This window comes from Streptomyces sp. CA-179760 (assembly GCF_050937045.1).
In the GTDB taxonomy this organism is placed as follows: Bacteria; Actinomycetota; Actinomycetes; order Streptomycetales; family Streptomycetaceae; genus Streptomyces.
Genome location: NZ_JBNJLZ010000001.1, coordinates 1,399,161 through 1,419,121, shown reverse-complemented (window position 1 = coordinate 1,419,121; position 19,961 = coordinate 1,399,161). Strand labels below are relative to the sequence as shown.

Here is a 19,961-nt window from a genome sequence, read left to right as displayed (position 1 = left end):
TCCCGCCGCGTCGATCCCCTCACAGGAGCTCCCGTGCACCGCAACCACAAGCACGCCCCCGCGGTCCGCACCGCGCGGCTCGCCTCCTGCGCCCTGCTGGCGACGGCGGCCGCCCTGGTCGGCTGCGAACGCGGTTCCTCGGACGGCGCGGACGAGACCGCCACGGGCCCGAGCGGCTGCCCCACCGTCCACGCCAGGGCCCAGGCCGCCGTCACCCGGGCGGAGCGGACCGACACCCCCTGGGGCGGTCCCACGAGCGGCCCCGCGGCGGTGTCCGGCAGGACGATCGTCTACGTCGCCCAGACCATGACCAATCCCGGCGTCGCGGGCGCGGCGAAGGGGGTGCGGGAAGCCGCGCGGGTCATCGGCTGGGACGTCCGGGTGATCGACGGCGGAGGCACCCCGGCCGGTATCCAGGCGGCCATGAGCGAGGCCGTGGCCCTCAGGCCCGCGGGCATCGTCATCGGCGGCTTCGACCCCGACTCCACGGCACAGCAGGCCGCGCGGGCCAACGCGCAGGGCATCCCGCTCATCGGCTGGCACGCGGTCCCCGAGCCCGGCCCCAGCCGCCGGCCCGACCTCTTCACCAACGTCACCACCCGCGTCCAGGACGTGGCCCGCATCAGCGCGCAGTGGATCATCTCCGACTCGGACGGCCGCGCCGGGGTCGTGGTCATCACCGACGCCTCGATCCCCTTCGCCAGGAACAAGTCCGACCTGATCAGAAAGGAACTCGCCGCCTGCTCGGGTGTGAAGCTGCTCTCGGTCAAGAACATCCCGATCCCCGACGCGAGCAGCCGCACCCCCCGGGAGATCTCCTCCCTGCTCTCCCGGTTCCAGGAACGCTGGACCCACTCCGTCGCCATCAACGACCTGTACTTCGCCGACGCCGCCCCGCCTTCCGTGCGGCCGGGGAGAAGGGTTCAGGCCCGCCCTTCAACATCGGGGCGGGCGACGGCGACCCGTCCGCCTTCCAGCGCATCGACAGCGAGCAGTACCAGGCCGCCACCGTGCCCGAACCGCTCACCCTCCAGGGCTGGCAGATCGTCGACGAGTTCAACCGCGCCTTCGCGGACCGTCCGGCCAGCGGGTACACGGCCCCCGTCCACATCGCCACCGCCGGAAACAGCGAGGGCGCCACGACCTGGGATCCGTCGGGCTACCAGGAGGCGTACCGGAAGATCTGGGGGAAGTGACGGGCGCTCAGGGTGCCGATCCCTTCACGGAACATGCACGGAACCTCAGAATCCCTTTAACTTTCAAACGCTAATCTCACCGTCAGTCGAGTGGCCGCCGGGGGTCGATCCGAGCGGGGCCCGTCCGCGGCGGCACTCGCACCCCCCACCAGGCACAGGAGACTCGGTGTGTACGACGGCGACGTAGTGGTGATCGGTGGCGGCTACGCCGGTGTCCGGCTGGCGAAACGGCTGGACGGCCTCGCCCGGGTCACCCTGGTGGACCGCAAGGAGGTCTTCTTCCACCGAGTCGCCTCCCTGCGTGCCGGTGTCCGCCCCGAGTGGACCCACACCCCCTTCATCCCGTACGACCGGCTGCTCGGCAACGGCCGGGTCGTAGCGGGCAAGTGCGTCCGCATCGACACCGCCGAGCGGCAGGTCGTCCTCGCCACCGGCGAGCGGCTGCCCTACGACGTCGTCGTGATCGCCACCGGCGCCGACTACCCCGAGCCGGCCCGCTTCACCGGTACCACCACCGAGGAGGCGGCCAAGTCGTTCGCCGAACACCAGCGCAGCGTCGCCGCGGCCGAACACGTCCTCGTCGTCGGCGGCGGCCCCGGGGCGTGGAACTCAGCGCCGAGGTCCGCCTCGCCCGCCCCGACGCCCGGGTCACGCTCGCCCACTCCGGGCCGGCGCTGCTGGACTCCACGGGCAGCACCCGGCCGGGGCGCAAGGCCCTGGCCTGGCTGGAGTCGCATGACGTCGAGGTGCGGCTCGACGCCTTCATGTCCCCCGGCAACGACTTCGGCACCTACCGCGACGCCCGCGGCGCCGTCATCGAGGCCGACCTCTCCTTCTGGGCGACGGGCACCACCCCCAACACGCTCTGGCTCCGCCTGGCCGGACTCGGCGACTGGCTCAACAGGGACGGACACGTCAAGGTCGACCGGACGCTGCGCGTCGAGGGAAAGCTCGACGTGTTCGCCGTCGGCGACGTGAACGACGTCAGCGAGCTCAAGATCACCCCCGCCGCCCTCGCCCAGGCGGACATCGCCGCCCACAACATCCGTGCCTACCTGCAGAGTTCCGGCAAGCACCGCAAGGAGCCGCGCTTCTACCGGCCGATCCAGCGCACCCCGCTCATCGTGCCGTTCGGCCCGGCCGACGGACTGACCGTGCTGCCCGTGCCCGGCGGCGAGTCCGCCGTCCTCGGCAGCCGCACCACCACCCTGGCCAAGGCGAAAACGCTCATGACGCCCTACATGCGCCGTCAACTCGGCTACACGGCCGCCTGATCCACGCCGCCCCGCCGCCGGGCCGCTCCCGTCACCCCGCCACGTCACCCCACCCCGTCGTTACCCACGAGTTCGCCCTGGGGTAGGGTCCCCACCGTTTCCGGTTACCGGCTGATGGGGTGCCGGTACGGGGCGTGTCGGAGGGGTGGCAAGACGATGGAATCCCAGTGGGGTGACGGCGGATCAGTGGACCTGGACGACACGCGGCTGGAGGGGTTGAGCCCCGAACCGCTGCTGACCCGGGACTACGAGACACGTCCCTCGCTCGTCTACGAGCGACTGCGGCACGAGCACGGCCCGGTCGCGCCGGTCGATCTCCTGGGCGTGCCCGCCTGGCTGGTCCTGGGCTACCGCGAGTCGCTCCAGGTGCTCCAGGACAACGACGGCTTCCCGAAGGGGCTGGAGAACTGGCGGGCCCGCTCCGAGGGCAGGGTGCCGGCCGACTGGCCGCTCGGCCCGTCCCTGGAGGTCAACCACATCCTGATCCAGGGCGGCCCCGGCTACCGGCCGCTGCGGTCCGCGTGGGACGTGGCCCTCAAGCCGTTCCAGGACCCGCGCCACCCGCAGGCGAAGCGCCTGAAGTCCGCCGTCACCGCCTACGCCGACGAGCTGATCACCCTGGTGGGGCAGGGCGGCAGGACCGGTGTGGCGGACCTGTCCGCGCAGTTCTCCCGGCCGCTCCCGCTGATGGTGGCGAGCCATCTGCTCGGCTTCCCCGGCTCACAGGGCGACGACGCGCTGATGGACATGTGGCGCGTGCTCGACGCCGGCCCGGACGCCGAGGCCGCGCTGGAACGCCTGCTCGCGACCCTGGCGGAACTGGCCGCGGGCAAGCTCCAGAAGCCGGGCGACGACTTCCCCTCGTACCTGCTGGCCGCGCACCCGGACCTCTCGCTCGACCATCTGGCCCGCGAGCTGTTCATGCTGCTCGGCATGACCTCCGACCACGTCGGCATCCTCATCTCCAACACCGTCGTCGAGGTCATCTCGGGGGAGAGCAGCGTGCGCGCCAGCCTGTCCGCCGGGATGGTCAGGGAGAGCATGAACCGGGTGGTCATGCGCAAGCCACCCCTGGTGAACTTCGTCCCGCGCTTCGCGGCCCAGGACACCCCGCTCGGCAACTACACGATCCGGGCCGGCGACCCGGTCTGGGTCTCCCCGGGTGCCGCGCACGCCGACCCGCTCTTCGCCGACCACGTCGCCTCCGGTACCACCATCAGCACCCGGGCGCATCTGTCCTGGGGAGCCGGCCCACGCCAGTGCCCGGCCCGGGAGCTCGCCTCGACGGTCGCGGCGGCCGGGGTGGGCCGCCTGTTCGAGCGGTTCGACCACCTCGACCTCGCGCTGCCGGCCGACCAACTGCCCTGGCGTTCCTCCCCGTTCATGCGGGGCCTGCGCTCGCTGCCCGTGCGGTACGAACTCGCCTCGGCGCCCGCGCGCCCGGCGGCGGACGACCCCGCAAGGGGGTGGCGGAGGAGGTCCTGCCGGATCCGTCCGCCCGGCAGCGCTCCTCGTTGTGGCGCTATCTGACCGGTCTGATCCGCGGCGGCCGCTGACCGCACGGCCGGCCCGGCGACCGGCCGGAACGCCCACCTCGTATCGCCGTTTCCCCCGGTCGCGGGATGACGGTCTCACGCCGCACGCGTGACGAACGGTGGTGTCGCGTGGCGCCTCGCCCTGGGACGCTCGTCAGAGATCCCGGGAAGCGCGTGAGGGCCCGCGGGGGCAACCGCAGGAGCTGACGGTGATCGAGTGGTGAGGTCCAGGGGGCGGGCGTACCGTCGAACGGTGGACACCGCAGGCAGCAGCCCGCAGCCGGCTTCACCACAGGCGACCACCACCAAGGACACCGGTGGTGGCGGTAACGCGATGGCGCTGCTCGTCATCGCCTCCTGCCAGCTGATGGTGGTCCTCGACATCACCATCGTGAACATCGCGCTGCCGCACATCCAGAGCTCGCTGGAGTTCTCCACGACCAGCCTGTCCTGGGTGGTCAACGCCTACACCCTCACCTTCGGCGGCCTGCTGCTGCTCGGCGGCCGGGCCGGCGACATCCTGGGCCGGCGGCGCGTCTTCGTCTTCGGAGTGCTGCTCTTCGTACTGGCCTCCCTGCTCGGCGGGTTCGCCCAGAACGCCGGCCAACTCCTCGGCGCCCGCGCCCTCCAGGGCGTCGGCGGCGCCATCGCCTCCCCGACGTCCCTCGCCCTGATCAGCACCACCTTCCGCGAAGGACCCGAACGCAACCGCGCCTTCGGTGTCTTCGCCGCGGTGTCGGCCGGCGGCGGCGCGATCGGCCTGCTCGCCGGCGGCATGCTCGTGGAGTGGCTGAACTGGCGGTGGGTGCTGTTCGTGAACGTGCCCATCGGCCTGCTCATCGTGCTGGCCACGCCCCGCTACATCAGGGAGTCCGAACGCCACCCCGGGCGCTTCGACATCACCGGCGCGCTCACCTCCACCGCGGGCATGGTGCTGCTCGTCTACGGCTTCATCAGAGCCGCGCAGGACGGCTGGCGGGACCCGCTCACCCTCGCCTCGTTCGCCGGGGCGGTCATCGTCCTGGCGGCCTTCATCCTGATCGAGCGACGCTCCAGACAGCCCATCACGCCCCTGCACATGTTCGCCGACCGCAACAGGGCGGGCACCTACGGCATCATGCTGTGCCTCGCCGCCGCGATCTTCGGCATGTTCTTCTTCCTGACGCTGTTCGTGCAGAACGTGCTGGGCTTCAGCCCGCTGGCGGCCGGGCTGGCCTTCCTGCCGGTCAGCGCGGTCATCGCCGTCGGCGCCGGACTGGCCTCGCGTTTCCTGCCCGTCTACGGGCCCAAACCGTTCATGGTGGTGGGCGCGATCCTGGCAGCGGCGGGCCTCGCCTGGCTCACCCTGACCGATGTGCACTCCACCTACGCGGGCAGTGTCCTCGGCCCGATGCTCGTCTTCAGCCTCGGCATGGGCATGGAGTTCGTGTCACTGACCCTCATGGCGCTGTCCAACGTGCCCACACCGGAGACCGGCGCGGCATCCGGACTCCTCAACGCCACCCAGCAGGTCGGCGGCTCGCTCGGACTGTCCATCCTGGTCACGATGTACGGCACGGCCAGCACCAACGAGGCGGAGAAGCAGATCCCGGACTTCCTCCGGCAGGCGACCCCGGCCGAGCGCCTGCGGTTCGAACAGACCGGGCAACTGCCCAAACCCTGGTCCGACGAGATCCTCACCGCCGGCGTCTCGGCCGCCTTCATCATGGCGGCGATCTTCACCGCCATCGCCGCGCTGATCGCCCTGATCGTCATCCAGGTCCGCCCCTCCGACCTGGAACGCCTCAAAGGCGGGGCGGGCCCCGGCCCGATGTGAGGCCCGCCCCCGGGCCCGTTACCGCCCCGGCCGGGCGCAGTTCTCCAGGGCGTCGGCGAGGCCCGCCGTGTCCGTGCCGAGCTTGCGGTACACGGAGGACAGCAGCTGCCGTACGCCCTGCTCGGTGATCCGCAGGTCCTTCGCTACCACCGGCGCCGGGTGGCCCTGGGCCGTCATCTCGGCGGCCCGGCGTTCCGGGCCCGTCAGCATGTCCGTCTGCGCGTAGCGCAGGGGCAGCGGGCGCAGTCCCGCGGCGGAGAGTTCGCGCCTCGCCCGGTCGGCCAGCCCCTCGGCACCGCAGTGCACCGCTCCCTCCAGCCCCTGGTAAAGCCGGTCGGCGGCGTCGTGCAGCCGGCCGCTGCGGACCAGCGCGGCGCCATGGCCCACCAGGGCACGGGCCAGTTCGTACGCCGCGGGCGACCGCTCCAGATGATCGACGGCCTGCGTGTGCAGCTCGAGTGCCGCCTGCCCGCCCGTCACCTCCGCCTGAACCCGCAGCGCCTGGCCGATCGCGGACGCCGCGCCGAAGTCGCGGGCTCGCTTGGTGGCGTCCTGCGCGTGCAGCACCGCCTGGTCGGGAGCGGTGCGGGCGAGTGCCGAGGCCAGTCCCAGCTGCCAGGGGCACCACGACGGGTTGTGCCAGTCCCGCCCCTCCAGCCAGTCCCCGACCTTGGACAACAGACGCGCCGCCTCGGAGAGTCGGCCCTCCGCCAGGAGCAATTCGGCGTAGACCGTGCGGGGGTCGGGGAAGATGACGGCGTTGGGCACCACGTCGCCGTAGTGGTAGGTGTCGGCGAGCCGGCGCGCGTCGGTGGTCCGCCCGCGGGCCAGCAGGATCTGGATGAGGATGCCGATGGCGAACCACTGGGCGGGCACCGCTCCTTCGACGCGCTCGGCGGTGTGCAGCCCGGCGCGGACGAGTTCCTCTGCCTCGGGCAGGCAGCCCCGGCGGTAGCGGATGTAGCCCAGCAGCGTCTGGCCCTGCGCCAGATGGGAGCCACGCCACCCCCGGTGCTCGCACTCGGCCATTCCGTCGGCGAACAGGTCCTCGGCCCGCCGCGGCTGGTCGCAGTACATGAACAGCAGGGCGACCGCGGCGGGCACCTCGAAGCCGCGGTTCTCGTCGGTCCAGCTCATCCCTCCGCTCAGCGCCTCCTCGGCATACCCGAGGGCGCTTCGCCGCGACTCGCCGCGCACGAGGGCGTCCCACGCCCGCAGACCGAGGATGTAGCGCTCCTCCAGGCCCCGGCCGGTCAGCTTGTCGGCCAGCTTCGCCAGCCGGCGCGAGCGGGCGGGGAGTCGGACTCATCGGCGCGAAAGGCGCTCCACACGAGGTGATCCGCCTGCATGCGCAGTTTGACGCGCGGGTTGGTGGCGCGCCGCGCCTCGTCGTCGGCCACGGTCGCGGCCTCGGTCAGCCGGTCGGTGTGGGCCAGCGCCTGGGTCAGCCGGTAGACCATGGAGGCGCGCAGGCCGGGGTCGATTCCGGGTTCCTTCAGCGCCTCCCGGAGATGGCTCACCGTGGCCGTGGGATCGATCAGGAAGGTCGAGCCGGCCAGCTCGTGGAGCAGAGTGGCGCGGTCCTCGGCGGGCGGCGGTTCCCGCAACGCACGGGTCAGCACGCGCCGGGCGGCCTCCGGGGCGCCGGCGCGGAGGTACTCACCCGCGGCGGCGCGCAGGCACGCGACCGTCTCGGGCCGCCCGTCGCAGGGCACCTCCAGCAGGTGGCGGGCGGCGGCGGTGGGATCGGAATCGACCGTCCGTGCGGCGTTGGCGGCCGCGTCGTGCATGCCGACGCGCAGGCCCGAGGGGATGTCGCGGTAGACCGTCGTGGCGATCAGCGGATGGACGAACTCCAGGGCGCCCACCGCCTCGTCGGCGTCCCTGAGGATGCGGCAGGCGCGCAGCTTCTCGGTCGCTTCCACGGCCTCCGCGCTGCCGACCACGGCGAGATCCGCGGCGGCCTCCGCTTCGAAGGGACCGCCCAGGACGGCCCCGGCCCACGCGAAGCGGACCGTGCCCGGGCCGAGGCGCTTGAGGCGCTCGATCAGGCCCGGTCCCTTGACCGCCGCGGCGAGGTCCCGCATCACGGGCACCTCGTCCTGGGTCCCCCGCAGCCGCCGCTCGCGGAGCCTGATGGCCAGTTCGACGGCCTCGAAGGGGCTTCCGTTGGTGACCGTCCAGCACTCGCCGCAGAACTCGTCCTCGGCTTCCTCGCCCACTTCCTCCCTGATGATCCGCGCCACGCCGGCCTCGCCGAGCGGAGACAGGACGTGCGGGCGCTGCTCGTGGCGTTCGACGAGCGTACGGAAAGAGGTCGCGTCGGGCGGGAGTTCATGCGGACGGTAGCCGACGACGACCAGGAGCGGGAGGTCCGCGACCCGGGGCGCGAAGGAGGCGAGCCAGTCGAGGGATTCGGTGTCGGCCCAGTGCAGGTCGTCCAGGAGCAGAACGACGGGCGCGTTCAGCATCGTCAGGCGCGTCATGACCCAGTCGAGGCCGTCGCGCACTCCGGTCGGGTCCGGCATCCGGCCGGTGTCCGTCGCCTCGAGACCGAGCGCGGCACCGACGATGTCGTACCAACTGCCCAGGAAGTCCCGGCGCTCAGTCCCGCTCATCTGGGCCAGGACGGGCTGCATGACCTGGCGGACGACGCGGAACGCCAGCCCCTGCTCGTTCTCGCCGCCCTTGCCCGAGAACACCGTGAACCCCAGTGCGGCGGCGCGGGCGCGCGCCGCCGCGATCAGGGTCGTCTTGCCCAGCCCGGCCTCACCCGTGAAGGCGAGCAGCCCACCGCGCGGGACCCGGGGCACGCCGTCGACGGCGTCCCGGAGCCCCGCCAGTGCGCGGTCGATGGCCCGGAGCTCCTCGTCGCGTTCGAGGAGAGGCCGGTGTTCGGTGATCGGTTGCCGCAGCCCATGGGCCATGTGATCCACCGCTTCCTGTCGTTGCTCCCCGCTGGACGGGGCGAGCGTACGCCCAGAAACAGGTCGTTTGGCCTGGTCGTAACAGGAGGTAGACAGGGCGAGTGAATTTCCCGCAGCAGCGCTTTGGATCCCCGCCTTTCGGGGTAGCGTGGCCCGTTTCCGCCCCTTTCGGGAGTCCTGAGGGGGGAGGCGACCGGTCGCGTCAACGGTCAGAGCTCTGCGGGTGCCGCCATCGTGTCGGCGTACCGCGGCACGGTCCGGGACCAGAAGTAGCATCCGCGGATCCAGCCGGCCATGCCCTCCACATAGCCGACGCCGGAGGGACTCAGCTCCGGCCTGATCTCACCGTAGAGCTCCTCGAACTCGTGGATCGTGCGGTTGATGTGCCGTACGGCCAGGGTGACGGCCACCGGGAGGGAGCACCGGTGCGTCCGCTGGTAGGCGAGGGCCAGGTTGATCATGCCGCCCGCGCGCTGTTCCTTCACCGCGGAGAAGAGGTCGGGTATCCACACCGCCGCGTCGGCCGACAACCGGCTCAGGCGTCGCATGACGGGGTGATGGATCTCCTGCGGCGTCAGTTCGCACGGCTGCGCGGCCTCGCACAGCGGGTAGAACGGCTCGACGCCGGCGATGAGGGAGCGTATGGACCGGCACAGCCCGCTGCCCACCGGGTCGGAATGGGCCTGGGCCACCGCCTCGTACAGGAGGCCGTGCACGTACTCACGGCTGTGCCAGGCCCATCGTGCGGCCTGATCGGGTGTGCACCGCTCGCGGACCTGTCGATACAGGTCGGCCAGGGCCGCCCCGAGCGGGGTGGCGGGCGGCCGGCCGTCCCGCAGGATCGCGACGCTCTCGCTCAGCATGGGCAGCAGCCGGCCCGGCGAGCGCCGGCCGACGTCCTCCGCCCGGTCGTCGAAGACGAATTGGTAGGCGATCTGATTGGCCACGATCTGGAGGAGCCCGGAATCCATGGACGGACTGTTGCAGGCGGCGAGTTCGGCGGGGCGTGTATAGGAGATCATGGCCGCCACGGCCGGGTCGTCGGTCAGCCCCCATGCGCTCAGCCAGGTGTCGACGCCCGCCGACGCTTCGGAAGCGTGAGGACTGCGCTCGAACGGGAACGGCATGTAGAGGTTCGCGTCGATCAGTTCCCGCAGATCGACCGCCTGCATTCCGTCCTGCGCGGCGAGCGCTATTTCCTCATGCGTCGTGGACATCGTTGCCACCTGCCGTTCGGGAGTTGTGGGCGACGGGCACGGCAGCTGTGCCCGCCGGCCTCCTGACGCGCTGTTCGCAGGTCATGACCAGTCCCCGCGGCCCCAGGGACGCCGCCGGACGCAGCCGCTCCTCGTAACCGGGCAGATGACGCAGCCGCCAGTGGCGGGTGATGAACGCGACGGCGACCACGGCCTCCGTCAGGGCGAGTGTCTCCCCGATGCATTTCCGGCGGCCGGCCCCGAACGGGATCATCGCTCCGGGGCGGGCGACGGCCTGCCCGGGCAGCCAGCGGCCGGGAGGAAGCGGTCGGGGTCGGGGAACAGGGCGGGGTCGTGGTGCAGGAGGTACGGGCTGAACACGACCGTGGTGCCCCGTGGGAGCCGGTGCCCGGCGAGCTCCGTCTCCTTCGTGGCGACGCGGGTGAAGAGCCAGCCGGGAGGGCGATGGCGAAGTGTCTCGGTGAGGACGGACCGCGTGTGGACGAGGCGCGCCAGTTCGTCGGGGCCGGGCGGCCGTCCGGAGGCGAGCACGGTGTCCACCTCGGAGTGCAGACGGCGCTCCTCCTCGGGGTGCCGCCCCACCAGTTCCAAGGCCGAGGAGAGGCACAGGGCGGTGCTCTCGGCGCCGGCGAACATCAGCGTGATCACCTGGCCGTGGACTTCCTGATCGGTGATCGGTTTCTCCCCGCCTTCCCCGCGCGCGGCCGCCAGCAGGGTGCCCAGCAGATCGTCCCGGTCGTCCCGGCAGGCGCCTCGCCGGCGCTCGGCGACAGCCGCGTCGACGATCGCGCGCAGGCGGTCGGAAGCGTGCCGGTAGCGCCGGTTCGCCGGAGTGGGAACACGGAACAGAGCGTCGACCGGCATGACCGTCCGGACGAACATGCCGCGGACCACGATGGCAAGGCACTCGCGCATCTCGGTGGCGGTCGCGGCGTCGAGCGAGTCGGAGAAGAGGAGGCGGCTGATCACGCGGGTCGACAGATCCATCATGGTCGCGCTGACGTCGACCGCCTGCCCGCTCCGCCATCCGCGGCACACCGACTCCACTTCCTCGCCCATCAGTTGCACCTGGCCGGCGACGCGGGCCTTGCGGAAGCCGGGCTGGAGCAGCCTGCGCTGGCGCCGGTGATCCTGATGGCGGCAGGTGCCGACGCCGTCCCCCAGCAGTATCCGCAGCCGGTCGTAGAGCGGGCCGCCCTTGTCGAACGTCTCCGGGTCCGCGAGTACCTGGTGGACGAGATCCGGGTGACAGGCCATCCAGGCACGCTGCGGACCCAGGCGTATTTCGACCAGATCCCCGTGCGCGGACAGAGATTCCAGAAAAGCCAGCGGGCGACGGACCAAGTCGATACCGTGGCCCAGGAATGGGAATATGCCTGGAGCAGTGCCCACTGTCCAATTTCGGGCCGGTCCGGGAACGGAGCCGCTCATCGAATACCACCTGCCTCGGTCGGCACACGGGATTGTGGTGCGGTCGCGTCGATTTGACGCATGCCTCAGTCCTGCCCAGTGAAATCTGCCGACGGCTCGCCGAATCCTTTCTCCATAGGGGCGCACGGAAGCACGGAGGGGCGTCGAGTGCCTCACGATTGCTGCGTGCATTCAGTTGGTCAATGAATTTCTGTGCACGGAGGAATCCGTGTTCCGGCTGTGCTCCTGTAGCTCGCCGCTGTCGTTCTGTGTGCCTGGCATGAACATGGAGGGTGGAGCGACGGGAGGTCCCGCTAAACGGCTGCCGCCAGGAGAATCCCGGCCAACAGCGCGGTACGCGGCGGGACATGGTCCAGCAGGACGTGTTCGTGCCGGGCGTGGGCGCCGTCGCCCACCGCTCCCAGGCCGTCGAGGACGGGACGGCCCAGCGCGGAGACGAAGTTGCCGTCGCTCGCACCACCCACGGCGGTCTCCCGCAGCGCCCACCCCAGTTCCGCCGCTGCCGCGCGCGCCTGCTCGAACAGGAGTCGCGAGGCGGGTGCCGGCACCATCGGGGGACGGTTCCATTCGCCGGTGACCGCGACCCGCACCCGGGGATCGGAGGGGACGAGGGAGGTCAGTGCGGCGTCGACGCGGTCCGCTTCGGCGGGGTCGGTGATCCGCACGTCGATGCCGCAGCTCGCCCGGCCCGCGATGACGTTGCGCCCCGTACCACCGCCGATCAGCCCGACGTTGACCGTCGTCCCACGCTCCCGCGAGCTCAGCCCGGCGATCCGGGTGACCAGTTCGGCGAGCGCGTGCACGGCGCTGGCACCCTTGTCGGGGTCGAGACCCGCGTGCGCCTCCACGCCCTCCACCGTCGCCTCGAACAGACCGACCCCTTTGCGGGCCGTCTTGAGCGCGCCCTCCGGCCCGGCCGACGCCTCGCACACCAGCGTGGCCGTCGCGTCCTCGCTCAGCCGCTCGATCACCGGCCGGGAGGCCGGGCTGCCGACCTCCTCGTCGCCGTTGAGCAGCAGCCGTACCGAAGGGCGCGGCAGATCCAGCTCCCGCAGCAGGCGCAGCGCCCACACCGCCTGCACCAGGCCGCACTTCATGTCGAAGACGCCCGGCCCCGTGGCCCGGCCGTCCTCGCTCACCCGGAAGGGCCACTCGGCGAGGGTGCCGGCCGGCCACACCGTGTCGTAGTGGCACAGAACCAGCACCACCGCGGGCGACGTGCCCCGGTGGAGCAGCTCCAGGATGTCGCCGTGGGCGCCGCCGTCATGGCGCCGTGACTCGTCCGGCGGGCCGAGCCGGCGGTGCGTCCAGGCCTCGACGGCGGCGAGCCCGGCGGTCAGCAGCGCCTTGTCGTCGCTGGGTGTCTCCAGCTCGACCAGCGTCCGCAGATCACCGGTGATCTCCGGCAGGGCGGCCCGGGCCAGCGACTCGACACGGGTCAGGGACATGCGCGCTCCTTGTCGTACGTACAGCGATGCGGCACGGCGGTCAGCGGACGGGTACGCCCGGGCCCAGCGGAATCCCCAGCGCCCACCAGGCGTAGAACAGCAGAGTCCAGGCCACCAGCATGACCAGGCACAGCGGCAGGGTCAGCGACAGCAGCGTGCCGATGCCGGCCGAGCGCCGGTAGCGCTGTACGACGCTCAGGGTCATGACGAAGTAGGCGCTCATCGGCGTCGCCGCGTTGGTGCACGAGTCCGCGATGCGGTACACCGCCTGGGTCACCTCGGGCGGGATGTCGAGCAGCATGAACATCGGGACGAACACCGGGGAGACCAGGGCCCATTGGGCGGACCCGCTGGTGACCAACAGGTTGATCACCGTGCAGATGAGCAGGACGCCGAGGAACGCGACCGGTCCCGTGATGCCGGCCGACTTCAGCAGGCCGGCGCCGCGGATCGCCAGGACCTCGCCGACACCGGTCCACTTGAAGTACGCCAGGAACTGGGAGATGGCGAAGAACAGCACCAGGATGGGCGCCATCTCGCGCAGGCCCTGCGCCATCTGGTCGGGGATGTCCCGGCCCCTGCGTACCGTCCCCACCGTCCGCCCGTACACGGCGCCCACGATCAGGAACGCCACCGCCAGGACCACCGCGATGCCGGTGAGCACCGGCGACTGCACGATGCTGCCGCCCTCGCCGCGCAGCGGCGACCCGGCCGGGACCATCACCACCACGACCAGCGCCGCGTACGCCAGCAGCACCAGGCCGGCGTTGCGCAGTCCCCTGCGCTCCTCCGGGCGCAGCGTCAGACCCTCGGAGACCTCGCCCGCGCCCTCGGGGACGTCCTCCGGCTCCGGCTCCTGAGGCATCGCCGCCACCCGTCGGGCGATCACCTTCTCCGTGACGACCGTGATCACCAGGGCCAGGACGACGGACGAGACCAGGGAGAAGAAGTAGTTGGACAGCGGGTTGACCACGTACGACGGGTCGACGGTGTGCGCGGCGGCCGTCGTGAGCCCGGACAGCACCGCGTCCGTCGGCGTGACCAGCGGGCTCGCGTCGTAGCCGGCGGCCACCGAGACGAACGCCACCACGGCGCCCAGCAGCGGGCTGCGCCCCACCGCCCGGAACGCCATCGCGCCCAGCGGCACCAGCACCACATAGGCCGCGTCGGACGCGACATGCGCGACCATCGCCGTGAAGGCCAGCGTGAACGTCAGCCGGCGGGCCGGGACCCGGGCGACGGCCGCCCGCAGCATCGCGGGCAGCAGCCCCGACCGGTCGGCGACGGCCACGCCCAGCATGACCACCAGGATCGTGCCGAGCGGCGGGAACGTGGCGTAGTGGGTCACCGCGTCGGAGATCATCATCCGCAGCCCCTCGCCCGAGACGAGACTGCGCACCCCCACCGTCTTGCCGGTGGCCGGATTGAGCGCGGAGGCGCCGGTCGCCGACAGGAGCCAGCTGACCAGGGCCAGTACGACGCTCAGCACTCCGAACAGCCAGAAGGGGTGGGGGAGTCTGTTGCCGAGGCGTTCTATGCGACCGAGTACGGCGAGCAGCCGGGAGAGCTGCTTCGAGGGGGCGTCAGGCGGTGGGGGTGAAGTGGTGGTGGTCACACCCCTATTGACGACGCCCTGACGAAATCATGCAAGTGAAAAGGTTGTTGCGGTCGTATCGGTCGCGTGAAGCCGCTGGTTGACGGATTCGTTCCATGAAGGGATGGGCGCTGATGGACCCCGTGGAGAACGCCCTGGACGACGACGACCTCGATCTGGTCGCCGCGCTCCAGCGTGCGCCGCGCGCCCCGCTCAGCCTGCTGGCCCAGGCACTGGGTGTGTCGGCCAGCACCGTGGGACGGCGGCTGGCCCGGCTGGAGTCGAACCGGCTGCTGCGGGTGATCGGCCAGGTCGACCTGTCGGTGTCCGGCGAGGGCACGCCCTGGCACATATGGGTGACCGCGGCGCCGGGACGCACCGACGACGTCGCCCGGCGGCTCGTCGCCCTGCCCGAGACGGCCCATGTCGCGGTCACCGCAGGGCAGGCCGACGTCTACTGCGTCGTCCAGCCCACTCGCCGCACCGACGCCCACGACCTGCTCACCCGGCGCGTCGCCGCACTCCCCGGCGTGCACTCCACCCGCACCGCACTCGTCCTGCGCGCCGACACCAAGTCCGACTCCTGGCGGCTGCCCCGGCTGACGGCGGACCAGCACCGGCTGCTCGCCGAGTACGCGGCGCAGGACGGCGACGCCGCACCGGACGGCGCAGACCGGCCCGCCCGCCTCGCCGGCGACGAACTGCGCACACTGCGGCTGCTCGCCGCCGACGGCCGCATGACCGCCGCCCAGGTCTCCCGGGAGCTCGGCATCGGCCGGTCCACCGCCTACCGCGTCACCCAGTCCCTGCTCCAGCGCGAACTGATCCGGCCCCGCGTGGAGATCGAGCCCGGACTGCTCGGCTACGCCCTGGAGGCGGTGGTCGCTCTGACCGTGTCACCGAGCGGAGTGGGTGAGGCCGCCCGGACACTCGCCCGGCACCCCTCCGCCCGCTACGTGTCGACCAACGCGGGCCCCTTCTCCGTCGTCCACCAGGGCGTCTTTCGCGACGAGGCGGGCCTCGCCGCGTTCCTCACGCGCGATGTGGCGGACCTTCCCGGGGTGCTCTCCTTCGACGTCTCCGTGGTGCTCCGGGCGCTGCGGCGGCACTGGCTCGACCGGGAGGACGGCCGCCTGGCGAACGCGCCCGGACCGGCGGACCAAGGGCGGGACCGCATGCCGACGCTCGAACGGGACAGCGACCAGTGGGAGTGCAGCACATGACGACACGTGAGACCGCCATCGGCCTGGCCGAGGCCTACTACGACTCGGGGAGTTCCTCGCCGACCTGCGGCGCCGGGTCGCTTCCCCGACCCAGAGCCCACCGCCCGACGGCACGGGCCCGCTGCGCACCTACCTCACCGACGAACTCGCCCCGGCCGTAAGCCGTTTGGGCGCGACCGTACGGATCGTCGACAATCCGCTGCCGGGCGCGGGGCCGTTTCTGCTCGCCCACCGGCACGAGGCCGACGACCTGCCCACCGTCCTGGTCTACGGCCACGGTGACGTCGTCCCCGGCCAGGACGACCGGTGGCGCACCGGCCTGTCCCCCTGGGAACTCGTCGTCGAGGGCGACCGCCTCTACGGGCGCGGCACCGCCGACAACAAGGGCCAGCACACCGTCAACCTGGCCGCGCTCGAGCAGGTCCTGGCGGCCCGCGGAGGCAGGCTCGGCTTCAATCTGAAGGTACTCGTCGAGACCGGGGAGGAGTCCGGCTCACCGGGCCTGCACGAGACGTGCCGCCGGCTGAAGGACGACCTGGCCGCCGACCTGCTGATCGCCTCCGACGGGCCACGCCTCGCGGCCGGCCGCCCGACCCTGTTCCTCGGTTCGCGGGGTGCCGCCAACTTCCGCCTGCGCGTGGCGCTGCGCGAGGGCGCCCACCACTCGGGCAACTGGGGCGGCGCCCTGCGCAACCCCGCCACGGTCCTCGCCGGAGCCCTGGCGACCCTGGTCGACGCCCGGGGCCGCATTCTCGTGGACGGACTGCGACCGCCCGCGCTGCCAGGGCCCGTCGCCGCCGCCCTGGCCGAACTCACCGTGGGCGGCGGGGACGACGACCCGGACGTGGACACCGACTGGGGCGAGCCGGGCCTCACCCCGGCCGAACGCGTTTTCGGCTGGAACACGCTGGAAGTCCTCACCCTGGCCGCCGGCGACCCCGCCAAGCCCGTCGGGGCCATCCCCGGCACCGCCCATGCCGATGTCCAGCTCCGTTTCGTCGTCGGCACCCCCTGGCACGACCTCGAACGCATCGTCCGCGACCACCTCGACGCCCACGGCCTCACCATGGTCGACGTCGAGGTGCTGCAGGCCGTCCCCGCGACCCGCCTCAGCCCCGACGACCCGTGGGTCGGCTGGGCCGTGGACTCCCTGCGCCGCACCACGGGCAAGGAACCGGCGATCCTGCCCAACCTCGGCGGCACGCTCCCCAACGACGCCTTCGCGGACATCCTCGGCCTGCCCACCGTCTGGATCCCGCACTCCCACCCGTCCTGCTCCCAGCACGCCCCCGACGAACACCTGCTGGGAGCGGTGGCCCGAGAAGGGCTGGGCATCATGGCGGGCCTGTTCTGGGACCTCGGCGAACGATGCCCCGCGCCCTAGACGGCGTCCGGGCCGGACTCGACGAACCGGGCCAGCTTCGCCAGGGCCATGCGCGTGCCCGTCTCGTTGTCCGCGGCGGGCACGACGTCGGGGATGCCCTCGTGGACCATGAGGACGTGCGTGCCGCCGCCCTCCGCGTCGGTGAGCGTCGTCGTCATGGTCATCGAGCCGCCCAGCGCGGGGTCGGCGGACTCGAACGCGAGCACCTCGACCACCTGCTCGTCGGGCACGAGCCGCGCGAAGTGGCCGTGGTAGGTGTCGGTGTGCGCGGCCGACTTCCCGGTGGCGTCCGGCGCGTCGTACGTCAGCGAGACACGGAACCTGCCGCCCTCGCGGGCATCGAACTCGTGCACCTCGCTGCTCATCCCGTCCGGCACCCGCCAGCGCGCGATCGCCTCCGCGCTCACCAGGGCCCGGTAGACGGCCGGACGCGCCGCGTCGACATGGCCCGAGACCCGCGTCGTGTACATGCGACCACCCTACGGCGACGCGCGCACCGAGCCCTTCAGGCCCGGCCGGGCTCGTCCGCCCCGGTCGGCAGCGGTGGCTCCGCCTCGATGTGCCGCAGTTCCTCGTCGGTGAGCAGCCGGGAGCGGATCAGGAAACGGACGCCCTCCGGGGCCTCCAGGGAGAAGCCGCTGCCGCGGCCGGGGACCACGTCCACCGTGAGATGGGTGTGCGACCAGTACGTGTACTGGTCCCCGCTCATCCAGAACGGGGTGTCCCCGGCGACCTGCCCCAGCAGGACGTCCGAGGCGCCGACCCGGAACTCGCCGCGCGGGTAGCACATCGGGGCGCTGCCGTCGCAGCAGCCGCCGGACTGGTGGAACATCACCGGCCCGTGGGTCCCGGCCAGCCGCCGCAGCAGTTCCTCGGCGGCCGGGGTCAGTTCGACACGTTCCGTGCGGGTGGGGTGGTTCGTCATGCGATCCCTCCTGGCCGGTCGGTCCGTCTATCTTGGCAATCGGTACGAGCATGTCGTTCCGAGCATGAGAAGTCGTTCCGAGCATGAGAACAGGAAGGCCCCATGACCGCCACCGATCCGTGGATACGACGCTTCTTCCCGAGCCCCGACGCCCCCGTACAGCTGGTCTGTCTGCCCCACGCGGGCGGTTCGGCGTCCTTCTTCCGGCCGGTGGCCCAGGCGTTGCACCCCCGGGTCGAGGTGCTCTCCGTCCAGTACCCGGGCCGTCAGGACCGGCACCACGAGCCCATGATCGACACCATCGACGGTCTCGCGGACCTTGTCAGCCGGGCCGTGACGCGCACGGTGGACCGCCCCTTCGCCCTGTTCGGGCACAGTATGGGAGCGACCGTGGCCTTCGAGGTCGCCGTACGGCTGGAGCGGGCCGGGCGATTCGCCGAGCGGGTCTTCGTCTCGGGGCGCCGCGCTCCGTCGTGCCACCGCGACGAGCGGGTGCACCGGCGTGACGACGCCGGGATCATCGCCGAACTGCGCGGGCTCAGCGGCACCGACCAGCAGATCTTCGGAGACGAGGAGCTGATGCGCATGATCCTCCCGGCCCTGCGCAACGACTACCGAGCGGTGGAGACCTATGTGTGGGCGTCGGACCACCGGCTCCGCAGCCCCCTCACCGCCCTGACCGGAGACGACGACCCCAAGGCGAGCCACGACGAGGTACGCGCCTGGAGCGCCCACACCGAAGGCGACTTCGAGATGAAGCGCTACCCCGGCGGACACTTCTTCCTCATCGACCACGCGCCGGACGTGATCGGCGTCATCGACGAGCGGCTGGCCCGGCCCGCCACGACCCCACGCTGACGCACCGGCCGTTCAGATACGCCAGTACGGCCGGCACCCTGCGGTGACCGCTGTCGCCGGGCGGCAGGCCGAGCGCCTCACCCGCCATCCACGCCCCGACGACGGAGACCGCGGCGATCGCCGTGAGCAGCAGCACGGTGATGAACAGGTACAGGCCGAAGGCCGGCGGCGCGGCGGTGAACAGCTGGAGCGTGGCCCGCCCGGCCTGCCACGACGCCGCGCTCAGGCGCGCCGGGCCGGTGACCGGAAGGCCGGGCCGGCCACCGTCATCAGGGGCGCCGCATGTGCCGGCGGATCCAGGCCGCCTGCCCGCCGTCGACGAGCAGATCGGTGCCGGTGACGTACCGCGCCTCGGGGCCGGTGAGGAAGGCCACGGCGTCGGCGATCTCGCCCGGCGTGCCCGGCCGGCCCGCGCCGCACGCGTCGAGCATCTTGAGCATGTGTCCGTCGGCGTCCGAGTCGGCCTCCGCCTTCGCCATGGCGGTGGCGATGACACCGGGGCTGAGGGTGTTGACGCGGGCGCCGAGCCGGTTCCAGGCGAGGGCGGCGGCCTGCACGCGGACGTGGTTGGCGCGTTTGGCGAGGATGTACGCGGCGGTCGCGTCGTCGCCGAGGGCCGTCACGGCGTCAAGACCGAGCAGTTCCTCGGCGGGAGCCGTCGCCAGGGCGGCCTCGTCCTCGGCGCCGACCGAGGCCATGTGCCCGGCCAGGCTGGCGACACAGACGAGCGAGGTGCCTCTGACGGCCACTTTCTCGAATGCCTCGATCACGTACACCGTGCCGAGCAGATCCACGTCGAGGATCCTGCGGACCGAGGCCGTCGCGGCGGCGACCCCGGCGGTGTGCACCACCGCGGTGATCCGTCCCTGCACCGCCGCGGTCCGGGCGAGTTCCTCGACCGAGGCACGGTCGGAGACATCGGTCGGTACGCCCTGCACGGCGTACCCTTCGGCGCTCAGCTCGGCCACCACCTGATCGAGCCGCTCGCGCGAGTGGTCGGCGAGGATCAGCGTCCGTCCACTGCCCAGGCGGCGCGCGACCGCCGTTCCCATCCCGCCCGCTCCGGTGACGACGACCACGTCACGGGGGTCGTCCGTACGGTTCTGCATCTGGTCCTCCATCTGCGATCTCCT

At 72.0% G+C, this 19,961-nt stretch carries 10 protein-coding genes and 5 pseudogenes; 7 read left to right on the top strand and 8 right to left on the bottom strand.

Annotated elements, in window-relative coordinates; translation table 11 throughout:
* Window positions 1-33 precede the first annotated feature (33 nt).
* The 4 genes and pseudogenes from ACQEV8_RS06155 (at window position 34) to ACQEV8_RS06140 (ending at window position 5,821) form a co-directional block, all read left to right on the top strand.
* A pseudogene (locus ACQEV8_RS06155) lies at window positions 34-1,196 on the top strand (substrate-binding domain-containing protein).
* A 168-nt stretch (window positions 1,197-1,364) separates the two neighbouring features.
* Window positions 1,365-2,470 (top strand): annotated as a pseudogene (locus ACQEV8_RS06150) (NAD(P)/FAD-dependent oxidoreductase).
* 156 nt (window positions 2,471-2,626) lie between these two features.
* Window positions 2,627-4,026, top strand: a pseudogene (locus ACQEV8_RS06145) (cytochrome P450).
* Window positions 4,027-4,339: 313 nt separating this feature from the next.
* Window positions 4,340-5,821, top strand: coding sequence for an MFS transporter (locus ACQEV8_RS06140; protein ID WP_432972470.1), 1,482 nt, complete (start codon window positions 4,340-4,342; stop codon window positions 5,819-5,821).
* Window positions 5,822-5,839: 18 nt separating this feature from the next.
* Here the strand turns inward: ACQEV8_RS06140 and ACQEV8_RS06135 are convergent.
* The 5 genes and pseudogenes from ACQEV8_RS06135 to ACQEV8_RS06115 form a co-directional block, all read right to left on the bottom strand.
* Window positions 5,840-8,748: pseudogene (locus tag ACQEV8_RS06135) on the bottom strand (ATP-binding protein).
* Between the two features lie 209 nt (window positions 8,749-8,957).
* Window positions 8,958-9,965 (bottom strand): (-)-alpha-amorphene synthase, encoded by a 1,008-nt coding sequence (locus ACQEV8_RS06130; RefSeq protein WP_432958025.1) that lies wholly within the window; start codon window positions 9,963-9,965, stop codon window positions 8,958-8,960.
* Window positions 9,949-11,396: pseudogene (locus ACQEV8_RS06125) on the bottom strand (cytochrome P450). Before ACQEV8_RS06125 ends, ACQEV8_RS06130 begins: the two are co-directional and overlap by 17 nt.
* Window positions 11,397-11,689: 293 nt before the next feature.
* Window positions 11,690-12,844 carry a M20 family metallopeptidase gene (locus ACQEV8_RS06120; protein WP_432958023.1) on the bottom strand — a complete coding sequence of 385 codons (1,155 nt, stop codon included), beginning with the start codon at window positions 12,842-12,844 and terminating at the stop codon, window positions 11,690-11,692.
* Window positions 12,845-12,884: 40 nt separating this feature from the next.
* Window positions 12,885-14,459 carry an AbgT family transporter gene (locus ACQEV8_RS06115; RefSeq protein ID WP_432958021.1) on the bottom strand — a complete coding sequence of 525 codons (1,575 nt, stop codon included), beginning with the start codon at window positions 14,457-14,459 and terminating at the stop codon, window positions 12,885-12,887.
* Between the two features lie 95 nt (window positions 14,460-14,554).
* Between ACQEV8_RS06115 and ACQEV8_RS06110 the strand changes: the two genes are divergently transcribed.
* On the top strand, window positions 14,555-15,661 hold the full coding sequence (locus ACQEV8_RS06110) for an Lrp/AsnC family transcriptional regulator (RefSeq protein WP_432958019.1): 1,107 nt from the start codon (window positions 14,555-14,557) through the stop codon (window positions 15,659-15,661).
* 64 nt (window positions 15,662-15,725) lie between these two features.
* On the top strand, window positions 15,726-17,045 hold the full coding sequence (locus ACQEV8_RS06105; RefSeq protein ID WP_432972467.1) for a M20 family metallopeptidase: 1,320 nt from the start codon (window positions 15,726-15,728) through the stop codon (window positions 17,043-17,045).
* Here ACQEV8_RS06105 and ACQEV8_RS06100 read toward each other — a convergent pair.
* Together ACQEV8_RS06100 and ACQEV8_RS06095 are read right to left on the bottom strand one after the other, a co-directional pair.
* The gene (locus ACQEV8_RS06100) at window positions 17,042-17,515 is read right to left on the bottom strand and encodes an SRPBCC domain-containing protein (protein WP_432958017.1); all 474 of its coding nucleotides are present in this window, start codon (window positions 17,513-17,515) and stop codon (window positions 17,042-17,044) included. The genes ACQEV8_RS06105 and ACQEV8_RS06100 overlap by 4 nt on opposite strands.
* Before the next feature lie 35 nt (window positions 17,516-17,550).
* A complete protein-coding gene (locus tag ACQEV8_RS06095) occupies window positions 17,551-17,970 on the bottom strand; it encodes a DUF779 domain-containing protein (RefSeq protein ID WP_432958015.1) in 420 nt (139 codons plus the stop codon).
* Between the two features lie 102 nt (window positions 17,971-18,072).
* Between ACQEV8_RS06095 and ACQEV8_RS06090 the strand changes: the two genes are divergently transcribed.
* Window positions 18,073-18,828 (top strand): thioesterase II family protein, encoded by a 756-nt coding sequence (locus ACQEV8_RS06090; RefSeq protein WP_432958013.1) that lies wholly within the window; start codon window positions 18,073-18,075, stop codon window positions 18,826-18,828.
* A 269-nt stretch (window positions 18,829-19,097) separates the two neighbouring features.
* On the opposite strand, the gene ACQEV8_RS06085 is transcribed toward ACQEV8_RS06090, so the two are convergent.
* Window positions 19,098-19,949, bottom strand: coding sequence for an SDR family oxidoreductase (locus tag ACQEV8_RS06085; protein WP_432958011.1), 852 nt, complete (start codon window positions 19,947-19,949; stop codon window positions 19,098-19,100).
* Window positions 19,950-19,961: the final 12 nt, after the last annotated feature.

Coding starts and splice junctions, on each gene's coding strand:
- ACQEV8_RS06085 (WP_432958011.1), bottom strand. CDS start 19,949: ATGGAGGACCAGATGCAGAACCGTACGGACGACCCCCGTGACGTGGTC.
- ACQEV8_RS06140 (WP_432972470.1), top strand. CDS start 4,340: ATGGCGCTGCTCGTCATCGCCTCCTGCCAGCTGATGGTGGTCCTCGAC.
- ACQEV8_RS06090 (WP_432958013.1), top strand. CDS start 18,073: ATGACCGCCACCGATCCGTGGATACGACGCTTCTTCCCGAGCCCCGAC.
- ACQEV8_RS06110 (WP_432958019.1), top strand. CDS start 14,555: ATGAAGGGATGGGCGCTGATGGACCCCGTGGAGAACGCCCTGGACGAC.
- ACQEV8_RS06130 (WP_432958025.1), bottom strand. CDS start 9,965: ATGTCCACGACGCATGAGGAAATAGCGCTCGCCGCGCAGGACGGAATG.
- ACQEV8_RS06095 (WP_432958015.1), bottom strand. CDS start 17,970: ATGACGAACCACCCCACCCGCACGGAACGTGTCGAACTGACCCCGGCC.
- ACQEV8_RS06100 (WP_432958017.1), bottom strand. CDS start 17,515: ATGTACACGACGCGGGTCTCGGGCCATGTCGACGCGGCGCGTCCGGCC.
- ACQEV8_RS06120 (WP_432958023.1), bottom strand. CDS start 12,844: ATGTCCCTGACCCGTGTCGAGTCGCTGGCCCGGGCCGCCCTGCCGGAG.